The organism is Octadecabacter sp. R77987 (genome assembly GCF_042466115.1).
GTDB lineage: Bacteria > Pseudomonadota > Alphaproteobacteria > Rhodobacterales > Rhodobacteraceae > SW4.
This window is the reverse complement of the sequence record NZ_JAXHBQ010000001.1, coordinates 865131-891366: the sequence shown is the minus strand read 5'-3', so window position 1 is coordinate 891366 and position 26236 is coordinate 865131. Positions and strand designations below refer to the sequence as shown.

29 protein-coding genes are annotated in these 26236 nt (G+C 60.9%); 21 read left to right on the top strand and 8 right to left on the bottom strand.

Annotated elements, in window-relative coordinates; genetic code table 11:
- Window positions 1-86 precede the first annotated feature (86 nt).
- Genes SJY21_RS04515 through glmU form a run of 4 tightly spaced genes read right to left on the bottom strand, consistent with a single transcriptional unit; the run spans window position 87 to window position 4508 of the window.
- The gene (locus SJY21_RS04515) at window positions 87-770 is read right to left on the bottom strand and encodes a DNA alkylation repair protein (RefSeq protein WP_377506805.1); all 684 of its coding nucleotides are present in this window, start codon (window positions 768-770) and stop codon (window positions 87-89) included.
- Complete coding sequence (locus tag SJY21_RS04510) at window positions 767-1336, bottom strand: GNAT family N-acetyltransferase (protein ID WP_377506802.1); 570 nt, start codon at window positions 1334-1336, stop codon at window positions 767-769. The genes SJY21_RS04515 and SJY21_RS04510 overlap by 4 nt, the downstream gene beginning before the upstream one ends.
- The gene (gene glmS / locus SJY21_RS04505) at window positions 1333-3153 is read right to left on the bottom strand and encodes a glutamine--fructose-6-phosphate transaminase (isomerizing) (RefSeq protein ID WP_377506800.1); all 1821 of its coding nucleotides are present in this window, start codon (window positions 3151-3153) and stop codon (window positions 1333-1335) included. The genes SJY21_RS04510 and glmS overlap by 4 nt, the downstream gene beginning before the upstream one ends.
- A gap of 2 nt (window positions 3154-3155) precedes the next feature.
- The gene (glmU, locus tag SJY21_RS04500; protein WP_377506797.1) at window positions 3156-4508 is read right to left on the bottom strand and encodes a bifunctional UDP-N-acetylglucosamine diphosphorylase/glucosamine-1-phosphate N-acetyltransferase GlmU; all 1353 of its coding nucleotides are present in this window, start codon (window positions 4506-4508) and stop codon (window positions 3156-3158) included.
- Between the two features lie 121 nt (window positions 4509-4629).
- On the opposite strand from glmU, the gene SJY21_RS04495 reads away from it, so the two are divergent.
- Window positions 4630-5292 carry an HAD-IA family hydrolase gene (locus tag SJY21_RS04495; protein WP_377506794.1) on the top strand — a complete coding sequence of 221 codons (663 nt, stop codon included), beginning with the start codon at window positions 4630-4632 and terminating at the stop codon, window positions 5290-5292.
- Here SJY21_RS04495 and SJY21_RS04490 read toward each other — a convergent pair.
- Together SJY21_RS04490 and SJY21_RS04485 are read right to left on the bottom strand one after the other, a co-directional pair.
- The gene (locus SJY21_RS04490) at window positions 5274-5795 is read right to left on the bottom strand and encodes a hypothetical protein (protein ID WP_377506791.1); all 522 of its coding nucleotides are present in this window, start codon (window positions 5793-5795) and stop codon (window positions 5274-5276) included. The two genes, SJY21_RS04495 and SJY21_RS04490, sit on opposite strands and share 19 nt — an antisense overlap.
- Window positions 5796-5802: 7 nt before the next feature.
- Window positions 5803-6582 carry an MmgE/PrpD family protein gene (locus SJY21_RS04485; protein WP_377506788.1) on the bottom strand — a complete coding sequence of 260 codons (780 nt, stop codon included), beginning with the start codon at window positions 6580-6582 and terminating at the stop codon, window positions 5803-5805.
- Between the two features lie 93 nt (window positions 6583-6675).
- Between SJY21_RS04485 and SJY21_RS04480 the strand changes: the two genes are divergently transcribed.
- A complete protein-coding gene (locus SJY21_RS04480) occupies window positions 6676-7875 on the top strand; it encodes a DegT/DnrJ/EryC1/StrS family aminotransferase (RefSeq protein ID WP_377506785.1) in 1200 nt (399 codons plus the stop codon).
- On the opposite strand, the gene SJY21_RS04475 is transcribed toward SJY21_RS04480, so the two are convergent.
- Both SJY21_RS04475 and SJY21_RS04470 read right to left on the bottom strand, forming a co-directional pair.
- Window positions 7872-9701 (bottom strand): calcium-binding protein, encoded by a 1830-nt coding sequence (locus SJY21_RS04475; protein ID WP_377506782.1) that lies wholly within the window; start codon window positions 9699-9701, stop codon window positions 7872-7874. The two genes, SJY21_RS04480 and SJY21_RS04475, sit on opposite strands and share 4 nt — an antisense overlap.
- A gap of 214 nt (window positions 9702-9915) precedes the next feature.
- Entirely contained in the window at window positions 9916-10584 is a 669-nt protein-coding gene (locus SJY21_RS04470; protein ID WP_377506779.1) for a helix-turn-helix transcriptional regulator, read from the bottom strand.
- Between the two features lie 118 nt (window positions 10585-10702).
- Here SJY21_RS04470 and SJY21_RS04465 point away from each other — a divergent pair, with 118 nt between their 5' ends.
- The 19 genes from SJY21_RS04465 to SJY21_RS04375 all read left to right on the top strand — a co-directional run bounded on the left by SJY21_RS04465 (window position 10703) and on the right by SJY21_RS04375 (window position 26231).
- The gene (locus tag SJY21_RS04465) at window positions 10703-10963 is read left to right on the top strand and encodes a hypothetical protein (protein WP_377506776.1); all 261 of its coding nucleotides are present in this window, start codon (window positions 10703-10705) and stop codon (window positions 10961-10963) included.
- 77 nt (window positions 10964-11040) lie between these two features.
- Window positions 11041-12204: an isovaleryl-CoA dehydrogenase gene (locus SJY21_RS04460; RefSeq protein WP_377506773.1), complete on the top strand. Its 1164-nt coding sequence runs from the start codon at window positions 11041-11043 to the stop codon at window positions 12202-12204.
- A gap of 30 nt (window positions 12205-12234) precedes the next feature.
- Window positions 12235-12726: a lysozyme inhibitor LprI family protein gene (locus SJY21_RS04455; RefSeq protein ID WP_377506770.1), complete on the top strand. Its 492-nt coding sequence runs from the start codon at window positions 12235-12237 to the stop codon at window positions 12724-12726.
- A gap of 16 nt (window positions 12727-12742) precedes the next feature.
- Window positions 12743-13249, top strand: coding sequence for a lysozyme inhibitor LprI family protein (locus SJY21_RS04450; RefSeq protein WP_377506767.1), 507 nt, complete (start codon window positions 12743-12745; stop codon window positions 13247-13249).
- A 3-nt stretch (window positions 13250-13252) separates the two neighbouring features.
- On the top strand, window positions 13253-13963 hold the full coding sequence (locus tag SJY21_RS04445) for a flavodoxin family protein (RefSeq protein ID WP_377506764.1): 711 nt from the start codon (window positions 13253-13255) through the stop codon (window positions 13961-13963).
- Window positions 13960-15510 carry a carboxyl transferase domain-containing protein gene (locus SJY21_RS04440; protein WP_377506761.1) on the top strand — a complete coding sequence of 517 codons (1551 nt, stop codon included), beginning with the start codon at window positions 13960-13962 and terminating at the stop codon, window positions 15508-15510. Before SJY21_RS04445 ends, SJY21_RS04440 begins: the two co-directional genes overlap by 4 nt.
- Window positions 15510-15959: a hypothetical protein gene (locus tag SJY21_RS04435; protein WP_377506758.1), complete on the top strand. Its 450-nt coding sequence runs from the start codon at window positions 15510-15512 to the stop codon at window positions 15957-15959. The genes SJY21_RS04440 and SJY21_RS04435 overlap by 1 nt, the downstream gene beginning before the upstream one ends.
- A complete protein-coding gene (locus SJY21_RS04430) occupies window positions 15959-17872 on the top strand; it encodes an acetyl/propionyl/methylcrotonyl-CoA carboxylase subunit alpha (protein ID WP_377506755.1) in 1914 nt (637 codons plus the stop codon). Before SJY21_RS04435 ends, SJY21_RS04430 begins: the two co-directional genes overlap by 1 nt.
- Complete coding sequence (locus SJY21_RS04425; RefSeq protein WP_377506752.1) at window positions 17869-18534, top strand: glutathione S-transferase family protein; 666 nt, start codon at window positions 17869-17871, stop codon at window positions 18532-18534. Before SJY21_RS04430 ends, SJY21_RS04425 begins: the two co-directional genes overlap by 4 nt.
- Window positions 18531-19025, top strand: coding sequence for a hypothetical protein (locus SJY21_RS04420; RefSeq protein ID WP_377506749.1), 495 nt, complete (start codon window positions 18531-18533; stop codon window positions 19023-19025). Before SJY21_RS04425 ends, SJY21_RS04420 begins: the two co-directional genes overlap by 4 nt.
- A 110-nt stretch (window positions 19026-19135) precedes the next feature.
- On the top strand, window positions 19136-19501 hold the full coding sequence (locus SJY21_RS04415; RefSeq protein WP_377506746.1) for an NADH-quinone oxidoreductase subunit A: 366 nt from the start codon (window positions 19136-19138) through the stop codon (window positions 19499-19501).
- A complete protein-coding gene (locus SJY21_RS04410) occupies window positions 19492-20025 on the top strand; it encodes an NADH-quinone oxidoreductase subunit B family protein (protein WP_148055816.1) in 534 nt (177 codons plus the stop codon). The genes SJY21_RS04415 and SJY21_RS04410 overlap by 10 nt, the downstream gene beginning before the upstream one ends.
- A 24-nt stretch (window positions 20026-20049) precedes the next feature.
- Window positions 20050-20661 (top strand): NADH-quinone oxidoreductase subunit C, encoded by a 612-nt coding sequence (locus SJY21_RS04405; RefSeq protein ID WP_377506743.1) that lies wholly within the window; start codon window positions 20050-20052, stop codon window positions 20659-20661.
- Window positions 20658-21899: an NADH-quinone oxidoreductase subunit D gene (locus tag SJY21_RS04400; RefSeq protein WP_377506740.1), complete on the top strand. Its 1242-nt coding sequence runs from the start codon at window positions 20658-20660 to the stop codon at window positions 21897-21899. The genes SJY21_RS04405 and SJY21_RS04400 overlap by 4 nt, the downstream gene beginning before the upstream one ends.
- 67 nt (window positions 21900-21966) lie before the next feature.
- Complete coding sequence (locus SJY21_RS04395; RefSeq protein WP_377506737.1) at window positions 21967-23085, top strand: NADH-quinone oxidoreductase subunit E; 1119 nt, start codon at window positions 21967-21969, stop codon at window positions 23083-23085.
- Between the two features lie 162 nt (window positions 23086-23247).
- On the top strand, window positions 23248-24138 hold the full coding sequence (locus SJY21_RS04390; RefSeq protein WP_377506734.1) for a hypothetical protein: 891 nt from the start codon (window positions 23248-23250) through the stop codon (window positions 24136-24138).
- Between the two features lie 63 nt (window positions 24139-24201).
- Window positions 24202-24417, top strand: a complete 216-nt coding sequence (locus tag SJY21_RS04385) for a DUF5337 domain-containing protein (protein WP_377506731.1) — start codon at window positions 24202-24204, stop codon at window positions 24415-24417.
- Window positions 24418-24453: 36 nt separating this feature from the next.
- On the top strand, window positions 24454-25737 hold the full coding sequence (gene nuoF / locus SJY21_RS04380; RefSeq protein ID WP_377506728.1) for an NADH-quinone oxidoreductase subunit NuoF: 1284 nt from the start codon (window positions 24454-24456) through the stop codon (window positions 25735-25737).
- Window positions 25734-26231, top strand: a complete 498-nt coding sequence (locus SJY21_RS04375; RefSeq protein WP_377506725.1) for a hypothetical protein — start codon at window positions 25734-25736, stop codon at window positions 26229-26231. Before nuoF ends, SJY21_RS04375 begins: the two co-directional genes overlap by 4 nt.
- The last annotated feature ends 5 nt before the right edge of the window (window positions 26232-26236 follow it).

Genomic DNA, 26236 nt, shown 5'->3' with positions numbered 1-26236 from the left:
CGAGGCAATCCTGTTTTCCCCCAAGCTACTGGTTCTCGCCGCGCCGTGCGAGAGGAAACTCGGCACCGCACGAATATCCGCCGATATCAGACATCCAGCTTGCGCGCGGCCTCTTTGCGGGCAAAGGGTTTCATGCGCGCGCCGTATTGCTCAAGAAATCCGCGCACGCGATCAGGATCGTGTTTTGACAGGTCGCGCAGCCACCACGCCACGGCCTTCTGGATGAACCATTCAGGATCGTCCACATAGCCCGCCACCCAGCCAAGCACCTGTTCACGAATGGCAATTTCATCCGGCTTGGGGTTGTTCTGTTTGGTCCAGGGCAGGGTCATCACCAGCGCGGCGCGGCGTGTCCACATGTGATCCGATGTTGTCCAGGTGACCAGTTCCTGCACCCGTTCCGGCTGCCAGACCAGACGTTTCTGCCCTGCGATGCTGGCATGATCCGCGACAGCCCAAGCATCAAAATCCGGCACCCACGCGGTGATCAAATTCCACGCGGCGCTGTCATCAGGGCGGATGCGCGCCTGGGTCAGCAGTTTGGCGGCAGCAATGCGGGCCTCGTGGATATTGCTGCGCCATAACCCATCGGCCAGTGCCACGCGGGCGGGGGCGTCCAGCGCGGCGCGCCAGTCTTTCACAGCCGCATCAATCGCCGGGTTGGCAACGCCCAGATAGGGGCGGTCGGCCTTGTGATACCGCGCCATTTCAACGGCCTTGCCCGCATCCGCGGTCGTGCGCAACTGATCAAGGGCGGCTTCTGGTGTCAACGGGATAACTGGTGGGTCAGATGCGCCTTGACCACGGGCCATTCGGGCGCGGTGATCGAATAGACGGCCGTGTCGCGGATCGTGCCGTTGGCCAGCACCATATGCGCGCGCAGAATCCCATCGAACTGCGCGCCAAGGCGTTCTATCGCGCGGCGCGACTGGGTGTTCAGGCGATGCGTGCGAAATTCAACGGCGATACACGCCAGATGATCGAACGCATGGCCCAGCAACAGCAGCTTTGCCTCGGTATTGAGCGGCGTGCGCTGCACGCTTGGCCCCAGCCACGTTGATCCGATTTCGACCCGCTTGTTCACGGCGTCCGTGTTCATATAGGTCGTCATGCCCACGGGCGTGCCATCGGGCGTCATCACCGTAAAGGGCTGCATATTGGTCAGGGACAACCGGCGATCAATCTCGGCTGTCATCCCGTCAGGCGCGGGGATACTCGTGTACCAAAGCGGCCCCAGATCGGCCGCCGCGCGGGCCAATGCGGATGCGTGATCTTGCGACAGGGGCGCAAGGATCACATGTTCGCCCGACAACGTGACAGGGGCGGGCCATGTCATTCGACAGTAACCGATTTGGCCAGATTGCGCGGCTGATCCACATCCGTGCCCTTGGCGACAGCCGTATGATAGGCCAGCAATTGCGCCGGGATCGCGTAAAGGATCGGGGCAAGGAACGGATCGACTTCGGGCATGATGATGGTCTCCCAAACGCCATCTCCGGCCTCGGTGGCCCCCTTTTTGTCGGTGATCAGCAAGACCTGCCCACCGCGCGCCATGACCTCTTGCATGTTGCTGATGGTCTTGTCGAACAGGGCGTCGCGCGGGGCCATGACGATGACGGGAACATGTTCATCAACCAGCGCGATGGGGCCGTGCTTCAGTTCACCTGATGCATAAGCTTCGGCGTGTATATAGCTGATTTCCTTAAGTTTAAGCGCGCCTTCAAGGGCAAGCGGATACATCGGGCCGCGGCCCAGAAACAGGATATCACGGGCCTCGGCCAGCTTGCGCGAAATGGACTGGCTGCGCGCCTCGATCCCCAGGGCGGCGTTCATCAGGCCGGGCATTGCGCGCAGGTTGTCCGCCATCTGCGTGGCCGTGGCCGCGTCGATCCGCTCACGGTCGGTTGCCGCCTTGATCGCCATCATCGCCAGCACCGTCAACTGGCAGGTAAACGCCTTGGTCGAGGCCACGCCGATTTCCGCACCGGCCAGAATTGGCAGGGGCAAATCGCTTTCGCGCGCGATCGAACTTTCGGGGACATTGACCACACTGACAATCTTTTCCGCCTTGCCCGCGCAGTAGCGCAGGGCCGCCAATGTGTCTGCCGTTTCGCCCGACTGGCTGACAAACAGGGCGACTGTGCCTTTGGTGATCGGCGGTTCGCGGTAGCGGAACTCCGATGCCACATCGACCTCGACTGGGATGCCCGCCAGCTGTTCAAACCAGTATTTCGCGGTGAGGCAGGCATAGAACGCCGTGCCGCAGGCGACCATGGTCAGACGGTCAATCTGCGTGAAATCAAGGCCGGGTTCGGGCAGGGTCACGCTGCCATCCTCGGCCAGATAATGACGCAACGCGCCGGTCAGAACGGTGGGTTGTTCGGCAATTTCCTTGGCCATGAAGTGTTTGTGGCCGCCCTTGTCGATCATTGCCGTGTCGATCTGGATCACACGCATGTCGCGGTTGGCCAATTGCCCCGCCGCATCGCGGATTTCCACGGAATTGCGGGTGACAACGGCCCAATCGCCTTCGTCAAGATAGGTGATCCGGTCGGTCATCGGTGCCAGCGCGATGGCGTCCGACCCGACGAACATTTCGCCATCCCCATGGCCGATGGCCAGCGGAGACCCTTTGCGCGCCGCGATCAGCAGGTCGTCTTCGCCATCAAACAGGAAACACAACGCATAAGCCCCTTCAAGGCGCGCAATGGTTTGTTCGGCGGCGTCACGGGGGGCAAGCCCTTGATCCATATAGGATTGTGCCAGAAGGGCGACAGTTTCGGTATCGGTGTCCGTGCCGTGTGTGATCCCCTTTTCGGCCAGTTCGGCGCGCAGTTCACGGAAATTTTCGATGATCCCGTTATGGACGACAGCGACCTTGCCCGCCTGATGCGGGTGGGCGTTGTTGACGTTGGGTGCGCCGTGCGTGGCCCAGCGGGTGTGGCCGATACCCGATTTGCCCGCCAGCGGATCATAGACCAGCGCATCCTGCAGGTTCACCAGCTTGCCCACAGCGCGGCGACGATCAAGGTGGCCGTCTTGCACAGTGGCAATTCCGGCGCTGTCATAGCCGCGATATTCCAGCCGTTTCAGCGCCTCAACCAGAATTGGGCCTGCCTCGTGATTACCCAAGACACCTACAATACCACACATTTTCAGGCTCCTTTAGCGGCTTTCGCCTTCTTGGAATTTAACTTTTCGAACATTCGCTTGGCGAGGCCTTGCCGGGTTTCTTGCGGCGTGCGCGACAGGGCCATCGCCTCGGCGGGCACGTCGCGGGTGATCACGGATCCGCTGGCGGTCATGGAATCGTCGCCCAGTTTGACAGGCGCCACCAGCATCGTGTTGGACCCCACAAACACCCGTGCGCCGATGTCCGTGCGGTGCTTGAACACGCCGTCATAGTTGCAGGTGATGGTGCCCGCGCCGATATTCGTCGCGGCACCCACGGTCGCATCACCGATATAGGACAGGTGATTGACCTTGGCGCCTTCAGCAATCTGCGCGTTTTTCACTTCAACAAAGTTGCCGATTTTCACGCCATCGGCCAGTTCCGTGCCGGGGCGCAGGCGGGCATAAGGGCCAACCACCGCATCGCGGCTGACATGGCAACCTTCAAGGTGCGAAAAGGCGCGGATCGTCGCGCCGCTTTCGATCGTTACACCGGGGCCGAACACCACGTTCGGTTCGATCACGGCATCGCGCCCGATCACGGTGTCATGGGCGAAATAGACAGTTTCAGGGGCCTGCAAGGTCACACCATCGGCCAGCACCTCGGCCCGGCGCGCGGATTGAAACGCGCCTTCGGCCACGGCCAGTTCGGCGCGCGAATTGATGCCCATGGTTTCGGCCTCGTCACAGCGCACGACGGTCGCAGACAGCCCGCGCGCCCGCGCGATTTCAACGATATCGGTGAGGTAGTATTCACCGGCGGCATTGTCGTTTTTCACCAAGGCGACCAGTTCAAACAACGTGGCGGCATCGGCTGCAACAACGCCGCTGTTACAAAGGCTTATGGCGCGTTCTTCATCCGCTGCTTCTTTGAACTCGACGATTTTTTCCAGTGTATCGCCTGCTGTCACAAGCCGCCCGTAGCGCCCCGGATCAGCCGCATCAAACCCCAGCACGACCACGTCGTGAAACTGCCGCGCGGCGGCCATTGCTGTCAGGGTTTCGGGGCGGATGAACGGTGTGTCACCATAAAGGACAATCGCATCGCCCGCGAAGTCCGCCAGTGCGCTGCGGGCCTGTGCCACGCCATGGCCCGTGCCCAGCTGCTCGGCCTGCAAGACCACCTCGGCGCGCGCGTCCCAGCCTTGGGCGGCTTTGCCAACGGCCTCGGCCCCATGGCCTGCCACGATGACCGTGCGGTCGGGTTCAAGGCTCGCGCCCGATTTCATTGCGTGGATCAGCATCGGCGCGCCCGCGATCTGGTGCAGCACCTTGGGCATTTCGCTGTTCATGCGCGTGCCCATGCCTGCTGCAAGGATAATCAGTGCCGTTGCCATGCCATTTCCCTCAAGTTCTTTGCGCCCCTTCTAACGTGGCACCGTATCAACGCAAGGGTTAGGGCTTCACATCAGGTGACGCATCGTTACAGATGGCGTGAAACCGCAAACGGAGGGGCCGATGCGCACCGTCATTTTCGATCTGGACGGCACATTGGCCGATACAAGCGGCGATCTGATTGCGGCGGCCAACAGTTGCTTTCGCGGACTGGGCCTGGGCGATTTGCTTGATCCGGTGGTGGATGCGGGCACAGCGCTAAAGGGCGGGCGGGCGATGCTGACCTTGGGGTTTTCGCGCGTGGACGGATTTGGCGAGGATGAAATCCTGCGCCAGTATCCGCTGCTGCTGGACGCATATAGCCGTGATATCGACAGGCACACCGTCCTTTATGATGGCGCGATGGAGGCCGTGGAAACCCTGCGGGAAAATGGCTATGCCGTTGGAATTGCAACGAATAAACCCGAAGGGCTGGCCGATACCCTGTTGCGGCGCCTGGGCGCGCGCGGTGCGTTCGCCTCGCTCATCGGGGCGGATACGTTGTCAGTGCGCAAGCCCGATCCCGAACATCTGTTCGAGGCGGTGCGCCGTGCCGGGGGTGATGTATCCCGCTGCTGTTTGATTGGCGACACGGCGACGGATCACAGCACCGCGCGCAATGCCGGTGTGCCGTCAGTTCTGGTCACGTTCGGCCCTGCCAAGGCGGATGTGATCGCGATGAAACCGGACGGTTTGCTGGATCATTTCAGGGACTTGCCCGCGATGGTTCAGGGTTTGATTGGCTGAAACAACAGATCAGTCAGGGCGATCAGCGGCGCAGTATCAAGCGCGCTGATCGCCGCATCAATCGCCGATGTTCGCGCATCCCCCAGAACGGGACCAGCGTAGGTGTGAAACTTCGCAGCCAGTTCATCGGGTGTGGGCGGCGCGGTGTGGTCCCAGCGCGGTTGCATCCAATCGCTTTGCACCGCGCGCCCGTCCGCCAATTCCAGCGTCACCCGCGCAAGGCGGGTGTTGGGGAACGCGGCGTTGGCGGCGGTATCTTCGGTCATGACCAATGTTTGTGACAGGCGCAGGATTTCGGGATCGCACAGCGCATCATCGGTAATGTCTGCGGGCGTGACGTCGCCGCGCACCAGTGCCACGGCGCAGGGGAATGACGTGGAATACTGTGCATCTTCAGTGGTTTGCGGGGTTGCCGTGGCAAGGCGCACCGCCTCGTGAAACGTCTCGACGGTGATGCGCGTGACGTCGGAGGCATTCAATCCATGGGCGCGGCGCAGGGCCAAGACGCCTTCAATCGGGGCCTGCGCCCAGCGGCAGACGGGGTAGGGTTTGTAGTATTGTTCCAGCCCGTACCAGCGCGTGCCGATATCGGCCCAGTATTGCGGCGCGTCCTCGACCGTGATGGCAGGCGCGCCGGTAAAGCCGCTTTTGGCAAGATATGCCGCCGAGAACTCCCGCCATCGCGCCCCAGCCTGACCCGTCCTTGACCATGGTGGGGTGATCAATGCAGCGCATCATCTGGCTGCGCGGCCCGTGGTATTCGGCGATCCCCAGCGCGTGGCGCGTCTGGTCGCGCGTCAGCCCCATCAGGCGCGCGCAGGCCGCCGTCGCCGTAACCGCACCCCAACTGCCCGATGTATGATAATCGGCGCAGGTGGCGTGCTGCGCGATGGCGGCGCGCGCACCGAATTCATAGCCCATGGCAAGGGTTGCGAGGAATTCCTGCCCTGACGTGCCACATTCATGCGCCACGGGCAGCATCGCGGCGAACAGGGGGCAACCGATATGCCCCTTGGAGGGATTGAACCCGTCGTGTCCGTCCAATGCGTCAATCGTCATGCCTGTGGCCAGGGCCACACCCGCCGCGCTGGCGCTGCGGGTATCAAACAGCATCGGTTGAGCGCCGCCGAACTGGTCGGCGGCATGGGCGCGGATCATGGCTGACAGGCGCGTGCCCATGCCCCCTGCGGCCACGCCGATCAGGTCGCGCAGCGCCAGTTTGGTTTGTGCCTGCACGGGGGCGGGCAGGGCGGCCCAGTGCAGGTCGTGGATCAGGTCAAGCGGTGTCATATGGCCAGCCTTGCCACGCCCATGCCTGCGCGCATGTTCGTTTGCGACATCGCAGCCATTGACGCGCGCCAAAGCCCGCCGCAATGTTGCGCCATGAGCGAGATTTTCAAAGGCAGCTTCACCCAGCAGGAACCGATCCCGGACGAGGCGATCGCCGCCGCACTGGCCGTGATGCAAAGCGGACGTTTGCACCGTTATAACACCGTTGCGGGGGAGGTCGCCGAGGCTGCGCTGCTGGAAGAAGAATTCGCCGCGCAGGTCGGGGCGAAATACTGCCTTGCGGTGGCATCGGGCGGCTATGCGATGACCACGGCCATGCGTGCCTGTGGTGTCAAAGCAGGCGATCACGTTCTGACCAATGCCTTTACGCTGGCCCCTGTTCCGGGCGCGATTGCCAGCCTTGGCGCGGTGCCTGTGTTTGTGGGGGTGACGACCGATCTGGTGATTGATCTGGATGATCTGGCCGCCAAGCTGGATCAGGCGCAGGTGTTGTTGCTGTCACATATGCGCGGGCATATCTGTGACATGGATGCGCTTATGGCGATGTGCAACGCGGCTGGCGTGACGGTGATCGAGGATTGCGCGCATACCATGGGCGCATCATGGAACGGGGTGCCCAGCGGGCGGCATGGCCGCTTTGGCTGCTATTCCACACAGACCTACAAACACGTCAATTCCGGCGAGGGTGGCTTGCTGGTCACTGATGACGCCGAAGGCATGGCGCGCGCGATCATGTTGTCTGGCAGCTATATGCTGTTTGAACGTCACCGCGCAGCGCCCCCGCCCGAAACCTTCAAAGATATCAAATACGAAATGCCCAATGTGTCGGGGCGGATGGACAACCTGCGCGCCGCGATCCTGCGTCCGCAGTTGCGCCGTCTGGACGACCAGGCAGCGAAGTGGAATGCGCGCTACTCTGTGCTGGAACAGGGGCTGGCTGACACATCGGGGCTGACCCTGATTGACCGCCCCGCAAAGGAACACTTTGTCGCTTCGTCCTTTCAGTTTCTGCTGCTGGATTGGTCAGCCGGGGCCGTGCGCGATGTGATCGCGCGCTGCCTGCATCGCGGGGTCGAATTGAAATGGTTTGGCGCGGCTGAACCCGCGGGTTTTACCAGCCGCTATGACAGTTGGCGCTATGCCCCAAGCACACCAATGCCCGCCAGCGACCGTGTGCTGGCGGGGATCATTGATCTGCGGCTGCCGCTGACCTTTAGCCTTGAGGATTGCGCCCAGATCGCGCGGATCATCCGCGCCGAAGTCAGCGCAGTCTATCAGGCTGCCGCGCCCTAAAGGATCAGGTTGCCAAGCGTCAGATCGGCTTCGACAGTTCCGATGACCAGAACCGAGCCACTGCCGCCCAGTGCCGCAAGGTCCAGCAGCCAACCGTCGTTCGTGTCAGTGCCCGCCGCCTGAACCGCGCCGATTGTCGCGGCGCTAAAGGCCGACAGGTCAAGAAAATCAAGGCCGGCGTTAAAGTCCGTCACGGTATCGTTGCCGTTGGTGATGTTGAACACGAACGTATCCCCGGCAAGGCCCCCGGTCAGCATATCATCGCCCGCGCCGCCGTTCAGCACATCGACACCGCCTTCGCCGTCGATCGTGTCGTTGCCATCGCCGCCATAGATTTCGTCGTTGAAGGTGCCGCCATCAATCGTGTCGTCGCCGCGCCCCCCAAAGATATCATCCGATCCGCCAAAGCCGTTGATCACATCGTCGCCGTCACCGCCATAAACCAGATCAAGACCCGCGCCGGCCTGAATATCATCATTGCCGGTGCCGCCATAGATCGTGTCAGTGGCCAATCCGCCGTCGATCAGATCGTCGCCGTCGCCGCCCCAGATTTCGTCCTGGCCGCCGTCACCACTTAGGTCGTCGTCACCTGCGCCGCCTTTCAGGTCATCATTGCCATCGCCGCCGATCAAAACGTCATGGCCTTCGCCGCCAAACAGCTCGTCCGCCGCAGCGCCGCCGTCCAACGTGTCATCGCCCGCGCCGCCGAACAGATCGTCACCGCTCGCGCCGCCAAACAGGGCATCGTTGCCGTTGCCGCCACGCAGCACGTCAATGCCATCGTCGCCCCACATGGAATCCTCGCCGTCGCCACCGAACAAGGTGTCTCGATCGTCGCCGCCATACATGAAATCATCGCCTTCACCGCCACGCAGCAGGTCATCGCCTTCGTCGCCGGCCAGCAGATCCTCGCCGTCGCGGCCTTTGATGTCGTCGCCGTCAAGGCCGCCGTAAATCGTGTCGATTCCATCGCCACCATAGATCGTGTCGACGCCGCCACCGCCAAGGATCGACCCCGCCACAGTTGCGGTTCCATAGCCGAAATACACATCGTTCGCACCGCCCAGATCGACGTTTCCGGTCACCGCACCCCCGTCATGGTTCTTGAACGTCTGAATGCTTTCGCCCAGCATGACGTTGCCGACCATCAGGCCATGATTGTTAATTGTGATTAGGTTCGCGTTGTTGTTTTCGATTGCAGTGTCAGCGCCACTGAGGGTGCCGTAATTGGTGAATTTGATGTTGTTTGCGAAGGAGCCAAAATAGACGGCAGCCTGGTTTCCGGTATATGTGACGGTGTTCGAGGGCGGATCGCCAATGATGTCCCCGTAGTTGATGAAATCAGCGTTACCATCGTCAAAATAGAGGCCCACAGCCCCCGAAATCGTGCCGTGATTGACGCCGATCCCGTTTTCAAGCCCCAGATAGGCACCGTAGGTGTAGCCCTGGATGCTGCCGTAATTCTGGAAGCCGAAACCATCGCTGACAGTAAAGGTTGCCTGAACGCCTATATTTTCAAACGAGATAATCGTGCCGTGGTTAACAAGGGACGACCCGTCGGATGTTGTCAGAAAAATGACGCCTTGCGATTGCGACGCCAGATAGGCCTCGGCGCCGACAATGACGTCCGAGTTTTCCCCACCGATTTCAAGCGCGCTTACTTCGGCGTAGACGTCGCCCAGAACAAGCAGGTCCATCTCGACCGCCGCTGCATCGGAGGTTATTCCATCACCGGGCGAGAAAATGGTGTCATCTGCTTCGAGGACATAAAATTCGCCGTCGAAGATGTCGTATTCAGTAACCTGTGAACCAATGGACGTGGGCATGGTGGAAACTCCTTATTTTAAAATAGGGCATCGCACGCCAAACGCGTGTTCATAGCCGGGATGAAATTGTTGCCCGAATGGGCGCTATAAAATGTGAGTGGGTGTGGCATGGATTTCGCCGCACAGGTCATTAATGGGGTCAGGCTAGCGCAAATTTCAGCATCTGATCAAGTCAGGTGCGCCTTACCTTGTGGCGCAAGTGACCGGGCGCGGGCTAGGCCGCGCTGTCGCAGACCCAGACGACCTTGCCCAAAATCCGATAGGGCACCTTTTCGTCGCCGCGCAGCACCCGCATGGGGCGGTTGTCTTGGGTGACGGCCAGCAGATCGGGCGCGGGGGTTTCAAGGCGCGCGTAATGCAGCACCCCGCGGTCGGTCGCGCAGAAAATGCCCTGGCCGTCGGGGGTGACCTGGCTGGCGTCGATCAGCGTCAGCGCGCCTTTGCGCAGCGCAGGTGACATGGCATCGTCCAATACGGGCGCAAAGCTCAGGTGTTCGGGGACCAGATCGCGCGCGGCCACCCAGGCGCGCGACAGGGCCACGGGCGCTGTGCCCTGAAACTGCGGGCTTGCGGCGCGGTGATAGGGGATGGGCAGGAATCCGGCGCGCAGGGCTTCGCGCGGGCCGGTGGGGTTGGTGGTGGCCGCTTCGCCAAACCCCGCTTGCACTGTCGGCGCCGCGCGTTCAGGCCCAAAGTAGAATTCAAGGTCCAGCACTGCCGCCAGCTTTTGCAGGGCGGCCGCGTTATAGCGTTTGTCGGTGCCCGTGTCGGCGCGCATGTTCTTGATCAGGGAGGGGTTACCAACGGCCAGCCGCGAGGCCGCAGCGGCAGTGATGCCCTTGCGCTGCAAAGCCTTGTCGATTGCGTCCAAGATCGGGTCCATCCTGCCCGTTAACCTTAAAGTCAATTTTCAGGCAATGGTGTCCATTTATGGCTTTATACTAAAGGTCACTTTCAGCTATGTTTCGGGTGTGGGTAAACAGTGGCGGGACCGAATAAGAATGACGGATCAAGGTGATAGCGATCTGGCCGTGGCGGCACGCGCCTATGATGAAATCCGTCAGTTGCGGCGCAAGGCGCGCCTTTACCACGAAATCCTGCAAGGCGGCGAAGGTGGTGACCCCGAAGGGCGTGCGCAGGCTGCGTTTCAAGAGGTTGTGACACGTTTGCTTGGCTGCCTTTTTGCCTTTTCCGAAGATGGCCACGAGGACAGGATTGCCGCCCTTCTGGCCACGCAGGCCGGGGATGGCAAAGGTCGTTGACCACCGCTGCGCAGGGCTTTAGGCCTTGAGGGGGCGTTCATAAGCGCCGCTAACCCAGCCGCAGCGCGAGGAATGCCGTGTTCACCGCATCTATGCAGTTCGATCTGGGCGAGGATACCAACGCCCTGCGTGATATGGTCCATTCATGGGCACAGGATCGCGTCAAACCCCGCGCCGCAGCGATTGACCGAGACAACTGTTTTCCCGCCGACCTGTGGCGCGAAATGGGCGATCTGGGCCTGCTGGGCATCACCGTTCCCGAAGAACTGGGCGGGTCCGGCATGTCCTATCTGGCGCATACAGTCGCCATCGAGGAAATCGCGCGGGCCAGCGCATCTGTGGCTTTGTCTTATGGGGCGCACTCCAACCTGTGTGTCAATCAGATCAAGCTGAACGGAAATGATGAACAAAAGGCAAAGTATCTGCCCGGACTGATTTCCGGTGATCATGTGGGCGCGCTGGCCATGTCCGAAGCGGGGGCCGGATCGGATGTTGTTGCCATGTCGCTGCGCGCCGAAAAGCGCAATGATCACTATCGCCTGAACGGCAACAAATACTGGATCACCAACGGGCCGGATGCCGACACGCTGGTGGTTTACGCCAAGACCGATCCGCAGGCAGGCGCCAAGGGGATCACCGCCTTTATCGTTGAAAAATCCATGACGGGTTTCAGCACCTCGCCGCATTTTGACAAGCTGGGGATGCGCGGATCGAACACGGCTGAATTGGTGTTCCAAGCCGTTGAAGTTCCAATGGAAAACGTGCTGGGCGAGGAGGGGCGCGGCGTGCGCGTTCTGATGTCGGGCCTTGATTATGAACGGGTTGTTTTGGCAGGGATCGGCACGGGGATCGTGGCCGCCTGTCTGGATGAAATCATGCCTTACCTCGCGCAGCGCAAACAGTTTGGCCAGCCCATCGGCAGCTTTCAACTGATGCAGGGCAAGATCGCTGATATGTATACCGCGCTTAATTCCGCGCGCGCCTATGTTTACGCGGTCGCCAAGGCCTGCGATGCAGGCACCGTCACCCGCCAGGACGCCGCCGCCTGCTGTCTTTACGCCAGCGAACAGGCGATGGTGCAGGCCCACCAAGCCGTGCAAGCCATGGGCGGCGCGGGCTTCATGGCCGACGCCCCCGTCGCGCGCCTGTTCCGCGATGCCAAACTGATGGAAATCGGCGCGGGCACGAGCGAAATCCGCCGCATGCTCGTGGGCCGCGAGATGATGGGGGCGATGGGGTAAATGGCCATATGGAAAGCGTATGGAAAGCGTATGGCAGGCGTATGGCTGGTGTGTGGGTTTGTCCTTGCCGCTTGGCCCGCCGCGGCGCAGGACTTCGCGATTGATGCCCATTTGATCGACCGTTGCCTTGCCATTCAGGATGATCCGATGGTCTGCGTCGGGCGGCAGGCGGATGCCTGTATTCAGCGCAACGGTGGTGGTGCAGACATGATCATCGGCGTGTGTCAGGAAAACGAAACGGCCGTTTGGGATGCGACCCTGAACCGGACCTACGCCGAACTGTTGCGGTTGGTCCAAGCCGAACAGGAAATGGACGTGGGCTATGCCCCCAACCAGCTGACCGATGCGGTGCGCCAGATGCAGCGGTCGTGGATCAAGTACCGTGATGACACCTGCGGTGTGGCCTTGGCCCGCGAGATGCCGTTCGGGTCTGCTGCCGGGCCTGCGGCTAGCGGCTGCATGATGCGCGAAACCGCGCGGCAGTTCTTTCAGCTGAACTATATCGCGGGGCAGTATCGTTGATGATGGAGAAATTGCAGTGAGAACCGCGATCGCCCTGATCCTTGTGGCAGGTGCCGCCCAAAGCGAACCGGCACCCGACATCGCGCGGCTTTCGCATTACATGGAACCGGTCGCGGGGTGTTTTGATGCGGCACCGGATTTTGATGCCGCCAAGGCCTGCATCGCGGTGCAGTCCGGCGTCTGCATGGACATCGAACAGGACGGTTATTCAACTTTCGGCATGTCAAATTGCGTGCGGGCGGAAACCGTTGCATGGGATGAACTGCTGAATGTCGAATACGCCATGACACGTGATCGCGCCCGCAGCTGGGACGCCAGCGAGACCCAGCCGGAATACGCCGTACGCGCCGGTGCGCTGCTGGACGCGCAGCGCGTGTGGATTACCTTTCGTGATGCGGAATGTGCGTTAGCCTATACGGAATTCGGCGCCGGGTCGATGCGCACGCTCAGCTACACAGGCTGCGCACTTGATATGACGGCCGAGCGCGCGATTGCCCTGCGGTTCATGTTTCAGGAGATGTGAGGGATGACGGATTACACAGGCCTGAAGGCGCTATTCATCAACACTACGTTGAAAAAACAGCCCGACGAAAGCCACACCAAGCTGCTGCTGAACGCAAGTGCCAACATCATGGCGGCCGCAGGCGTTCACGTCGATCATATCCACATGCTGTCCCACGATGTGCCCCCCGGCGTTTATCCGGATATGTCCGCACATGGTTGGGACCACGATGACTGGCCCGCCCTCTGGCCGCGCGTGCTGGCCGCCGATATTCTGGTGATCGGCACCCCGATCTGGCTGGGCGAGGAAAGCAGCGTCTGCCGTGTGCTGATCGAGCGGCTGTATGGGATGAGCGGTGAGTTGAACGACAAGGGCCAGTCGGTGTTTTACGGCAAGGTCGGCGGCACGATCGTCACCGGCAACGAGGATGGCATCAAACATGTGGCGATGACCACCGGATTTGCCCTGTCGCATCTGGGCTATACCATCCCGCCGCAAGCCGATTGCGGCTGGATCGGCGAAGCGGGGCCGGGACCGTCTTATGGCGATGACCTGGACGGCACGCGCGCCGGTTTCGACAACGCGTTCACCCAGCGCAACACCACGATCATGTCGTGGAACCTGATGCATGTGGCGCATCTTTTACGCGGTGGTATCCCCAACGAAGGCAATGACAGGCGCGCACTGGGCGAGGGTGTCGATTTGAACCACGACAATCCGGAGTATCGCAGTTGAGCCGTGATGCGCACATCCAAGCCCTTGAAGTTGTGGCCGAAGCTGCCGCAACCGCTGCCTTGGGTGGCGGCGAAAAATCCCGTGCCCGCCATGTCGCGCGGGGCAAGATGTTGCCGCGCGACCGCGTGGCGAACCTGCTGGATGCGGGCAGCCCGTTTCTGGAAATCGGCGCGACGGCGGGGCACGGCATGTATGACGGCGCAGCCCCCTGTGGTGGTCTGATAGCAGGTGTCGGCAAGATCAACGGTGTCGATTGCATGGTCCTGTGCAACGATGCCACCGTAAAGGGCGGCACCTATTATCCGATCACCGTCAAAAAGCACCTGCGCGCGCAGGAGATTGCGGCGCAGTGTCAGTTACCTTGTGTTTATCTGGTGGACAGCGGCGGGGCGAACCTGCCCAATCAGGACGAGGTATTCCCCGACCGCGACCATTTCGGGCGCATCTTTTACAATCAGGCGCAGATGTCGGCGGCGGGTATTCCACAGATTGCCGTGGTCATGGGGTCTTGCACGGCGGGGGGTGCCTATGTGCCGGCGATGGCCGATGTGTCGATCATCGTAAAGGATCAGGGGACGATCTTTCTGGCAGGCCCGCCCTTGGTCAAGGCCGCCACGGGCGAGGTTGTGACAGCCGAAGATCTGGGCGGCGGTGATGTGCACACGCGTCTGTCCGGCGTGGCCGATTATCTGGCCGAGGATGACGCCCATGCGCTGGCGCTTGCGCGTCAGGCGATGGCGTCTTGTGGTGGCGTGATCAAACCCCGCCCAACGGGCGATGCGCCTGCCAAAAGCATGGATGATCTGTTCGATGTGATCCCCGCCGACCTGCGCACGCCCTATGATGTGTGCGAGGTGATTGCGCGTATCGTCGATGGATCAAAGTTTGACGAATTCAAGGCGCGGTTTGGCGACACGCTGGTTACGGGGTTCGCCCACATCGAAGGAATGGCCTGCGGTATTGTCGCCAACAACGGCGTGCTGTTTTCGCAAGCGGCGCAAAAGGGTGCGCATTTCGTGGAACTGTGCAGCCAGCGCCGTATCCCGCTGATATTCCTGCAAAACATCACCGGCTTCATGGTCGGGCGCGAATACGAAAACGAAGGTATCGCGCGCCATGGTGCCAAGATGGTGACGGCTGTGGCCACGACATCCGTGCCCAAGATCACCATGGTGATTGGCGGGTCATATGGTGCGGGCAATTACGGCATGGCGGGGCGCGCCTATTCCCCGAATTTCATGTGGTCATGGCCCACCTCGCGCACCGCTGTGATGGGCGGCGAACAGGCGGCGGGGGTCCTCGCCACCGTGAAACGCGACGGGATCGAACGTGCCGGTGGGGAATGGACGCCCGAGGAAGAAGCGGCATTCAAACAGCCCACGCTGGATATGTTCGAGGAGCAATCCCACCCTCTTTATGCCTCAGCGCGCCTTTGGGATGATGGCGTGATCGACCCGCGCAAATCGCGCGCTGTTTTGGCGCTGTCGCTGGCTGCGTCGCTCAATGCGCCAATCAAGGAGACACGTTTCGGCGTGTTCAGGATGTGATGACCGACAACAACGAACGCCCCGATGCCTATTCCGGAATCCCTTGGGTGAATGTGACGCCGCAGCAGGCCCGCGCACTGCCGCAAGGCAATCTGGGGTTGATCCTGTATCTGATCATCGCCTATCTGATCGTGACGGGGCTGTTCAAACTTTGGGCGTTCAGTGCCGCGGGTTATCCGTTGGGGGTGATCGTGTTGGGCGCGGCCCTGCCGATCCTCACGGGCCTGGGCCTTTGGGCGCGGATGCCTTGGGCGATTATCGTTGCGATCATCATGGCAGGGTTCACGCTTTATGCCTTTGCGCGCAATGTCGGGACTGACCCCAGTTTCCTGCTGCTGGCTGATGCGTTGGTCGCCGTTGGCATGATCTTTTATCTGGTCGAGGGGGATCGCCCGAACCTGATCTACCGCCACCGCTATCGCAAGTATTCGGCGGTGAAGGACGAGTGATGTTCACCCGCATCCTCATCGCCAATCGCGGGGAAATCGCCTGCCGGATCATTCGCACGGCCCGCGCGCTGGGCGTGGAATCGGTGGCCGTCTATTCCGATGCGGATGCGGGAGCGCTTCATGTGCGGATGGCCGACCACGCCGTGCATATTGGCGGGGCCGCGCCTGCCGACAGCTATCTGCGCGGTGACCGGATTATCAAGGCGGCGCTTGAGATGGGCGCAGAGGCGATCCATCCGGGCTATGGATTCCTGTCGGAAAATCCCGATTTTGTTGCAGCCGTCGAAGCTGCGGGTCTGGTGTTCATCGGCCCCAGCGCTGAGGCGATCCGCGCGATGGGTCTCAAAGACGCCGCCAAGGCGCTGATGGAACAGGCCGGTGTGCCGGTCGTGCCGGGCTATCACGGGACCGATCAGGGTAATGCGCTGTTGGCAGGTAAGGCCGCAGAGGTCGGCTATCCGGTGATGATCAAGGCCGTGGCGGGCGGTGGCGGCAAGGGGATGCGGCTGGTCGACACGGCAGCCGATTTCCAAGAGGCGCTGGCCAGCGCGCGGGCCGAGGCCCGCACCGCTTTTGGCAATGACGCTGTGTTGATCGAGAAATACATCCAGCACCCCCGCCATATCGAAGTGCAGGTGTTTGGAGACGGTGCGGACGCCGTGCATCTGTTTGAACGCGATTGTTCCCTGCAACGCCGCCATCAAAAGGTGATCGAGGAAGCCCCTGCACCGGGCATGACCGACGCTGTGCGCGCGGCCATGGGCGCGGCGGCAGTGCGCGCGGCGCAGGCCATCGGCTACAAGGGCGCAGGCACCGTGGAATTCATCGTTGACGGGTCGGACGGGCTGCGCGTGGACGGGTTCTGGTTCATGGAGATGAACACCCGCCTGCAAGTCGAACACCCCGTGACCGAGGCCATTACCGGCGTTGATCTGGTGGACTGGCAGTTGCGCGTGGCCGCAGGGCAGGGGCTGCCCGCCACGCAAAACGATCTGATCATCACCGGTCATGCATTCGAGGCGCGGCTTTATGCCGAGGATGTGGCGGGCGGGTTCCTGCCTGCCACCGGAACGCTGGCGCATCTGGCCTTTCCTGACGGGGTGCGCGCCGATAGCGGCGTGGAAACCGGCGACAAGATCACGCCGTTTTATGATCCGATGATTGCCAAGGTAATCACCCATGGCCCTGATCGTGACGCGGCACTGGGTGCCTTGTCGCGGGGTTTGGGCGCGACAGAGGTGGCGGGCACGGTGACGAACCTCGCCTTTCTGAAGGCCTTGGCCGATCACGCCGGATTTCGCGCGGGGAACGTGGATACCGGCCTGATTGCACGCGACATTGACGGGTTGGTGGCGCAGAACGATGCGCCGCCCGAGGTTGTCGCGCAGGCGGTTTTGGCTGCTGCCGATCTTGGTAATGGGCCGCTAGTGGGATTTACCCTGTGGGAGCCGCTGACCCGTGCGGTTGACCTGCGCTTGAATGGCGAAGGTATTGCAGCGGCTCTCATGGTGCAGGCTGAAACTGCAACGGTGGCTTGGGGTGATCAATCGGTCCTTGTCGGGCCAAATGCCAAGATGCGCGCCCATCTGCGCCACGGCGACCAGATCACCGTTTTCGGCGCGCCCACCTATGTGTTTACGATCCCCGATCCGCTGGCCCGCGCCGGTGATGCCGCAGCGGGCGGCGACCGTGTGATCGCGCCGATGCCGGGCCTCGTGCAATCGGTGGCCGTGGCAGCGGGTGACAGCGTGGCAGCGGGCGATCGCCTGTGCGTGCTTGAAGCGATGAAGATGGAATATGTGCTGCGCGCGCCCCGCGACGGGGTTGTGGCCGAAGTGGCGGCCAAACCGGGCGATCAGGTTGCAGCCGGTGCCACGCTTGTTACGCTGGAGGGCGAAAGCGAGGGCACATGATCCGCCTGCACCACTGTCACCAGACCCGATCAATGCGCACGCTTTGGTTACTGCACGAATTGGAACTTGATTTCGAAGTTGCCCTTTATGCGTTCGATCAGACCCTGCGCATGGATGCCTTTCGCGCGCTCAACCCGTTGGGGCGCGTTCCGGTTCTGGAAATTGACGGCGAGGTGATGACCGAAACCGGCGCGATCACACAATACCTGTGCGAACGGTTTGACGAATTTGCGTTGGGCCGTGACGTCGATGATCTGGACCGGATGGACTGGCTGGTTTGGGTGCATTTTGCCGAAACCGTCAGCCAGCATGTGGCCGCGCTGACCCAGCAACACATCATCCTGCGCGAGGATTACATGCGCAGCCCAACCGTCATGCAGCTTGAGGCAAAACGGATCGGCAAATGTCTGGAACTGATCGAAGGGCGGCTGTCCACGCCGGTGGAAAACCGCGACTATCTGCTGACCAGCGGCTTTAGCGCGGCCGATATTTCTGTCGGGCAGGCGGTCTATATGGCGCGCCATTTCGTGCATCTTGATCCCTATCCCGAGGTGGCGAAATGGTATGAACGCATCACCGAACGCCCCACGTTCCAACTGTGCCTGCCCCCCGACGAAGGCCGTCTTTACCGGCGCGACTTTTATCCCCCGTGGGAAGGATGACGCGCGCCAGCTTTGGCCAGTTGGTGCTGTGGTCGCTGGCAGCCGCCGCGATCATCTGGGTCGCGCTGGCCATGCAAAGCCGCACCACTGGCGTGAACGAGGCGTGTTACGGACCGCTGACGGACGAGTTTATCGCCAATATGTATCGGGTGCGGGGCGGGACGTTTGCAGTGTCGCTGCTGGTGTCCGTGCCGCTGGTCTGGATGATCCTGCGCGGGTTGGACGACCGGCGCGCGTGGTTCTGGATTGGCGGGGCGTTCCTGGTCTGGAAACTGTTCAGCGCGATCAGCAACGCATGGGCCTCGCCGCAATGCTGGGAACCTTATGAAAACGACGCGCCCTTTTGGAACGAAGGGTTTGCCGGGCTGACATGGCTGTTGCAACCACTGGCGTTCATGGTGTTCAGCGCGCTGCTGATCATCGTTCTGGCGGTCATGTGGGGCAGGTGGGTATGGGAAAGGGTTACGGGTGCGCGCAATTCATGCAATTGAAACGCAAAACACGCCCCTGCGCCCGTTGACCCTTTGGGCGCGCAGGGATAAACCCGACCCCAACATGCGGGCTGATATCGTGCGGTCCGATTGAACAGGAGCCTGCCACCGTGAGCGATCTTCTTCGGGAATACCTGCCGATCCTTATTTTTCTTGGGCTTGCGATTGGAATCGGCCTTGTGCTGATTTTGGCCGCCGCCGTGGTCGCCGTGCGCCATCCCGATCCTGAAAAGGTGTCGGCCTATGAATGCGGGTTCAACGCGTTTGACGATGCGCGGATGAAATTCGATGTGCGGTTCTATCTGGTCGCCATCCTGTTCATCATTTTCGATCTGGAAATCGCGTTTCTGTTCCCCTGGGCCGTGGCCTTTGCCGATATTTCCATGGTCGGGTTCTGGTCGATGATGGTGTTCCTTGGGGTGCTGACGATCGGCTTTGCCTACGAATGGAAAAAGGGAGCGTTGGAATGGGTGTAGTGGCAGGCGCGAATACCGCTGGCGGTGATCCTGAATTTGCAACCCAGACCCTGAACCGCGAGTTGCAGGACAAGGGGTTCCTTGTGACCAGCACCGCCGACATGATCAACTGGGCGCGCACGGGGTCCTTGCACTGGATGACCTTCGGTCTGGCCTGCTGCGCGGTTGAAATGATGCACACCTCGATGCCGCGCTATGACGCTGAACGGTTCGGGATCGCGCCGCGCGCCAGTCCGCGCCAGTCCGATCTGATGATCGTTGCTGGCACCCTGACCAACAAGATGGCCCCCGCCCTGCGCAAGGTCTATGACCAGATGCCGGAACCGCGCTATGTGATCTCGATGGGGTCATGTGCCAATGGCGGCGGATATTACCACTACAGCTATAGCGTTGTGCGCGGCTGTGACCGGATCGTGCCCGTGGACGTTTACGTTCCCGGCTGCCCGCCCACTGCCGAAGCCCTGCTTTATGGCCTGCTGCAACTTCAGCGCAAAATTCGCCGCACTGGCACCATCGTCCGCTAGGGCGACGTGGAAAGGACTGCCTTCATGTCTGAAGCGATGAACGACCTTGGAACCCACCTTGAGCTGAAACGCCCCGATTGCGTGCTCAGCTGGGCCGTGGCCCACGGCGAACTGACCGTCGAGGTTGCACCCGCCAATATCGCCGGTTTCGTCGAATTTCTGAAGGTTGACCAGACCTGCAAGTTCAACAGCCTGATTGATATCACGGCTGTGGATTACCCCGGTCGCGCGAAACGGTTCGACGTGGTTTACCACTTCCTGTCGATGTATCAGAACCACCGCATCCGCTTGCGCATTCAGGTGCGCGAGGAAGATCTGGTGCCATCGATCATCGATGTGCACCCCAGCGCCAACTGGTTTGAACGCGAAGTGTTCGACATGTTCGGCATCCTGTTTTCCGGCCACCCCGATCTGCGGCGCATCCTGACGGATTACGGTTTCCGTGGCTATCCGCTGCGCAAGGATTTCCCGACAACCGGTTATACCGAAGTGCGTTACGACGAGGCGCAAAAGCGCGTGGTCTATGAGCCCGTGTCGCTGGTGCAGGAATACCGCCAGTTTGATTTCATGTCACCGTGGGAGGGGGCCGAATACATCCTTCCGGGTGATGAAAAGACGAAAGAGGGTGCGAAATGATGGACGGCGATATCCGCGTGAACACCTATGATGACGGATCGGTGGATGCCCAGACGGGCGAGCAGAAGATCCGTAACTTCAACATCAACTTTGGTCCGCAACACCCTGCGGCGCACGGCGTTTTGCGCTTGGTGCTGGAACTGGACGGCGAGATTGTCGAGCGTTGCGATCCGCACATCGGCTTGCTGCACCGTGGCACTGAAAAGCTGATGGAAAGCCGCACCTATCTGCAGAACCTGCCGTATTTCGACCGCCTCGATTATGTCGCGCCGATGAATCAGGAACACGCGTGGTGTCTGGCCATCGAAAAACTGACAGGCACCGAAGTTCCGCGCCGCGCCAGCCTGATCCGCGTCCTTTATTCCGAAATCGGCCGAGTGCTGAACCACCTGCTGAACGTCACCACGCAGGCGATGGACGTCGGCGCACTGACGCCGCCGGTCTGGGGTTTCGAGGAACGCGAACAGTTGATGGTGTTCTATGAGCGCGCCTGTGGTGCGCGCCTGCACGCCGCCTATTTCCGCCCCGGCGGGGTGCATCAAGACCTGCCCGAAGGGTTGCTGGAAGATATCGAGGCATGGGCCGATCAGTTCATGGATAACTTCATGGTCAACCTTGACGGGTTGCTGACAGAAAACCGCATTTTCAAACAGCGTAACGTCGATATCGGCATTATCACCGAACAGGATATTCTGGATTGGGGTTATAGTGGCGTGATGGTGCGCGGGTCGGGCCTTGCATGGGATTTGCGCCGCGCGCAGCCTTATGAATGCTACGACGAGTTTGATTTCCAGATCCCCGTGGGCAAGAACGGCGATTGCTATGATCGCTATCTGGTCCGCATGGAGGAAATGCGTCAATCCGTGTCGATCATCCGTCAGGCCTGCGCCAAGCTGAAAGTCGAAAAGGGTGATATCATGGCGCGCGGCAAGATGACCCCACCCAGCCGTGGCGAGATGAAGACGTCCATGGAAGCGCTGATCCACCACTTCAAACTTTATACCGAAGGGTTCCACGTGCCTGCGGGCGAGGTTTACGCCGCTGTCGAGGCCCCAAAGGGCGAATTCGGCGTCTATCTGGTGGCCGATGGCACCAACAAACCCTACCGCGCCAAACTGCGCGCGCCGGGCTATCTGCACCTGCAATCCATGGACCATGTGGCGGGTGGGCACCAGCTTGCCGATGTGGCCGCCATCATCGGCACGATGGATATCGTGTTCGGGGAGGTTGACCGGTGATCACCGCCGCAATCCAAGTTTTGACGCGCATTGATCTGCGCCTTCTTTTTCTGACCGGAGTCAACTGATGCTTCGCCGCCTTTACCACGACCAACCTGCCAGTTTCGCCTTTTCCCCTGCCAATCAGGCATGGGCCGAAGGGCAGATCGCGAAATACCCCCAAGGGCGTCAGGCCTCTGCGATCATTCCGCTGCTATGGCGTGCGCAGGAGCAGGAAGGCTGGTTGACCCGCGCCGCCATCGAACATGTGTCGGGCATGCTGGATCTGGCGTTCATTCGCGGCCTCGAAGTGGCGTCTTTCTACTTTATGTTCCAGTTGCAACCGGTTGGAAGCGTTGCCCATATCCAGATTTGCGGCACCCTGTCCTGCATGATCTGCGGGGCCGAAGATTTGGTCGCCGTCTGCCGCGAAAAGATCGCCGACAAGGCGCATGCCCTGTCCGATGATGGCAAGTTCAGCTGGGAAGAGGTGGAATGTCTGGGGTCTTGCGCCAACGCGCCCATGGCCCAGATCGGCAAGGACTATTACGAAGACCTGACCGCCGCGCGCCTGTCCGAAATCATTGATGAACTGGCGGCGGGCAAGGTGCCAACCCCCGGTCCGCAGAACGGGCGTTTTGCCGCCGAACCGCTAAAAGGTCTGACCAGCCTGAAAGACAATGACAGCGGGCGGTATCAATATAACGCATCCGTGCAACTGGCGACGGATATTGGTGATACGGTGAAACGCATTGATGGCACCGAAGTGCCGCTGCTGACCCCGTGGATATCCACATCGGCCAAGGGTCGCACACAGCCGCCCGCCGCCAAGCCAACCAGCGCCAAGGCCGCCAAAAAGGCCGCACCCAAGCCCGCTGCCAAGGTGCCTGCCGACAAGACCGGCGTGACCAAGCAGGAGGCGCAGGCGACATCGGCTGCCAAGCCCGCCGTGGGGGCCGCGAGCGAAAAGAAGCCCCGCACAATGGGAACCCCCCGCAAGACCGGCGCAGATGATCTGCAACGGATCAGCGGCGTTGGCCCCAAGCTGGAAGGCACCCTGAATGACATGGGGTTCTGGCATTTTGACCAGATCGCCAAGTGGGGCGCGGGCGAAATCGCGTGGGTTGATTCCCGCCTGAAATTCAAAGGCCGCATCGAACGTGATGATTGGGTCGCCCAAGCATCGAAACTGGCCGCTGAAAAGTAAGGCAAATCCGCTCGTTTGCGGCAATTGTGGCCAGATTGATACGATATTTGGTGTTGTGGGGCGGTTTTACTACCTTGCTTTGTGTTTTTACGCTAAGCAGGGCGCATAAAGCCGCACGACAACGTTGCGGCGTGAACGGTAATACACAAGGGATGTGACGAGATGGCTTCGACGAACAATAGCTGCAAGACCTGGTGCTGGGTGATCGGCGCAATTTTGGGCCTGCTGGCCTTTTTCTGGGCCAATGGCCAGTGGCCCTTTATCGTGGCGCTGCTGATCGGCATCATTGTCGGTGTCGGGTTGGCCTGGCTGCTGGCAACGTTCTTTTGCAAGGGCAGCGCGGTAAGCACATCTGCCGGGGCAGGCACTGCAGGCGCATCCGCACCATCGGCGACGCCACCAACAGCGGCACCTACCAAACCTGCAGCACTGGCAACCGGCGGTGCGGCAACTACATCGGCGACCACGGCGATGCCTTCGGTCCCTGCGACCCCCAAAGCAGACGCCAAGCCGAAGGCGGCGGCGAAACCGGCAACCGCAAAAGCGGCCAAGCCAGCGGCGAAACCTGCTGCCAAGGCTTCCAAGCCCGCTGCGAAGACTGCGAAACCTGCTGCCAAGGCGGCTAAACCAGCTGCGAAGGCTGCGAAACCTGCTGCCGCGAAGGGAGCCAAACCTGCCGCAAAGCCCGCCGCCGCGAAAGCTGCCAAGCCTGCTGCCGCCAAACCGGCCGCGGCGAAACCGGCACGCAAACCTGTCGCCGCTGATGGCAAGCCCGAAACCCTGACCAAGGCCCGCGCAGGCGGTGCTGACGATCTCAAGATGCTCAAAGGCGTCGGGCCGGGCCTTGAAAAGACCCTGAACGAGTTGGGCTTTTACCACTTTGATCAGGTCGCCAGCTGGCGCAAACAAGAAGTCGAATGGGTCGATTCACGCCTGAAATTCAAGGGCCGGATCGAACGTGACGAATGGATCAAGCAGGCCAAGACCCTTGCCAAGGGTGGCAAGACCGCTTTTTCCGAGAAAGCCAAAAAAGAAGGCACTTACAAGAAGTAAGCTGCTGAACATACCCTAGGATTTGCCCCGCCCCGACATCGGGCGGGGCAGACAAGGATTTCCGTGACACGCCCAACAGATCCCGCAATCGCCAGACAGGCCCGTATGGCGGCGATCGTCATCGCGGCATCGGGCATTTTGGCGATCATTGCGCCAATGCTGGTCACCGGACTGGGCCTTGCCCCCCGATACGAGATTTTGTTTTACCTGTTCTCGCTTGCGGGGTTCATTTGGTCTCTGGTTGTCACGTATAAAATCTGGCAAAAGACCCGCAAGTAGGCGCAACGCGCGCAAGATTGCAAAAGGACCCGCAGGATGCTCAAGGATCAGGATCGTATCTTTACCAATCTTTACGGCATGCACGACCGCACCCTGAAAGGTGCAAAGTCGCGCGGGCATTGGGACGGGACGGCCAAGATCATCCAGAACGGACGCGACTGGATCATCGACCAGATGAAGGCCTCGGGGTTGCGCGGGCGTGGTGGTGCGGGCTTTCCGACGGGCCTGAAATGGTCGTTCATGCCAAAGGAAAGCGATGGTCGCCCTGCCTATCTGGTGGTGAACGCGGACGAATCGGAACCGGGCACCTGCAAGGACCGTGAAATCATGCGTCACGATCCGCACACGCTGATCGAGGGCTGCCTGATCGCGTCCTTCGCGATGAACGCCAACGCCTGCTACATCTACATTCGCGGCGAATACATCCGCGAAAAAGAAGCGCTGCAAGCCGCCATCGACGAAGCCTATGCAGCAGGGCTATTGGGTAAGAACGCGGCCAAGTCCGGCTGGGATTTTGATCTGTATCTGCATCACGGGGCAGGCGCCTATATTTGCGGCGAGGAAACCGCGCTGCTGGAATCCCTTGAGGGGAAAAAGGGCATGCCACGGATGAAGCCGCCGTTCCCTGCCGGTGCCGGTCTTTATGGCTGCCCGACCACTGTGAACAACGTCGAATCGATTGCCGTGGTGCCGACCATTCTGCGGCGCGGTGCGGACTGGTTTGCCGGCATGGGCCGCCCCAACAACGCGGGCACGAAACTGTTTGCGATCAGCGGCCATGTGAACAACCCCTGCGTCGTCGAAGAAGAGATGAGCATCAGCTTCGAGGAGCTGATCGAGAAACACTGCGGCGGCATTCGCGGCGGTTGGGACAACCTCAAGGCCGTGATTCCGGGCGGGTCGTCTGTGCCATGCGTGCGCGGTGAAAACATGCGCGACGCGGTGATGGATTTCGATGCGCTCAAGGAAAAGGGATCGTCCCTTGGCACGGCGGCGGTGATCGTCATGGATCAGTCCACCGACATGATCAAGGCGATCTGGCGTTTGTCCAAGTTCTACAAGCACGAATCCTGTGGCCAGTGCACGCCATGTCGCGAAGGCACGGGCTGGATGATGCGGGTCATGGACCGACTGGTAAAGGGCGAGGCCGATGTGGCCGAAATCGACATGTTGCTGGATGTGACCAAACAGGTTGAGGGCCACACGATTTGCGCCCTTGGCGATGCGGCGGCCTGGCCCATTCAGGGGTTGATCAAGAACTTCCGCGACGAGATCGAAGACCGTATCAAGCATAAACGTGGATTGGTTGCTGCCGAGTGAAGACGCTTAAATTTACGTCAATGCAATACGGCCTGTTTGTTGCGGGCGTCTTGTTGATGGTCGTGTTGCTCTGGCCCTCCAAAACCCCGATCCCCGAAGGTGTCACGCGCGAGTCGGCCCTGGCCGATGCACGCGCATGCGCGGCTGCGGCGGATACGGCGCTGATTTTCTATGACAATTGTTCGTTCCTGCAGGATTTCGATCCTGATCAGGTCGCCGATGCACAGCCACAATGCCGCGCCCAGTTTGAACAGTTGCGCGCCTTTTCCTCGGACCGCGTGCGCGGCGAAATGGACCGCGAGGCCGCCGTTTCCGGCGCGGTCACGGATGTGCAGCGCGCGCGTGCCGACCTTAGCGCGCAAGTGGCGCGCGAGACGCAAAGCGGTGACATCGACCCCGATGATGTCTGGTGCTCGCTTTATGATGAAACGGCGCTTGAAAACAGCCCGCTGGGTGCCGCCATTCGCGGGATGGCCGGGCGCCTGAACCCCTAGGAGGA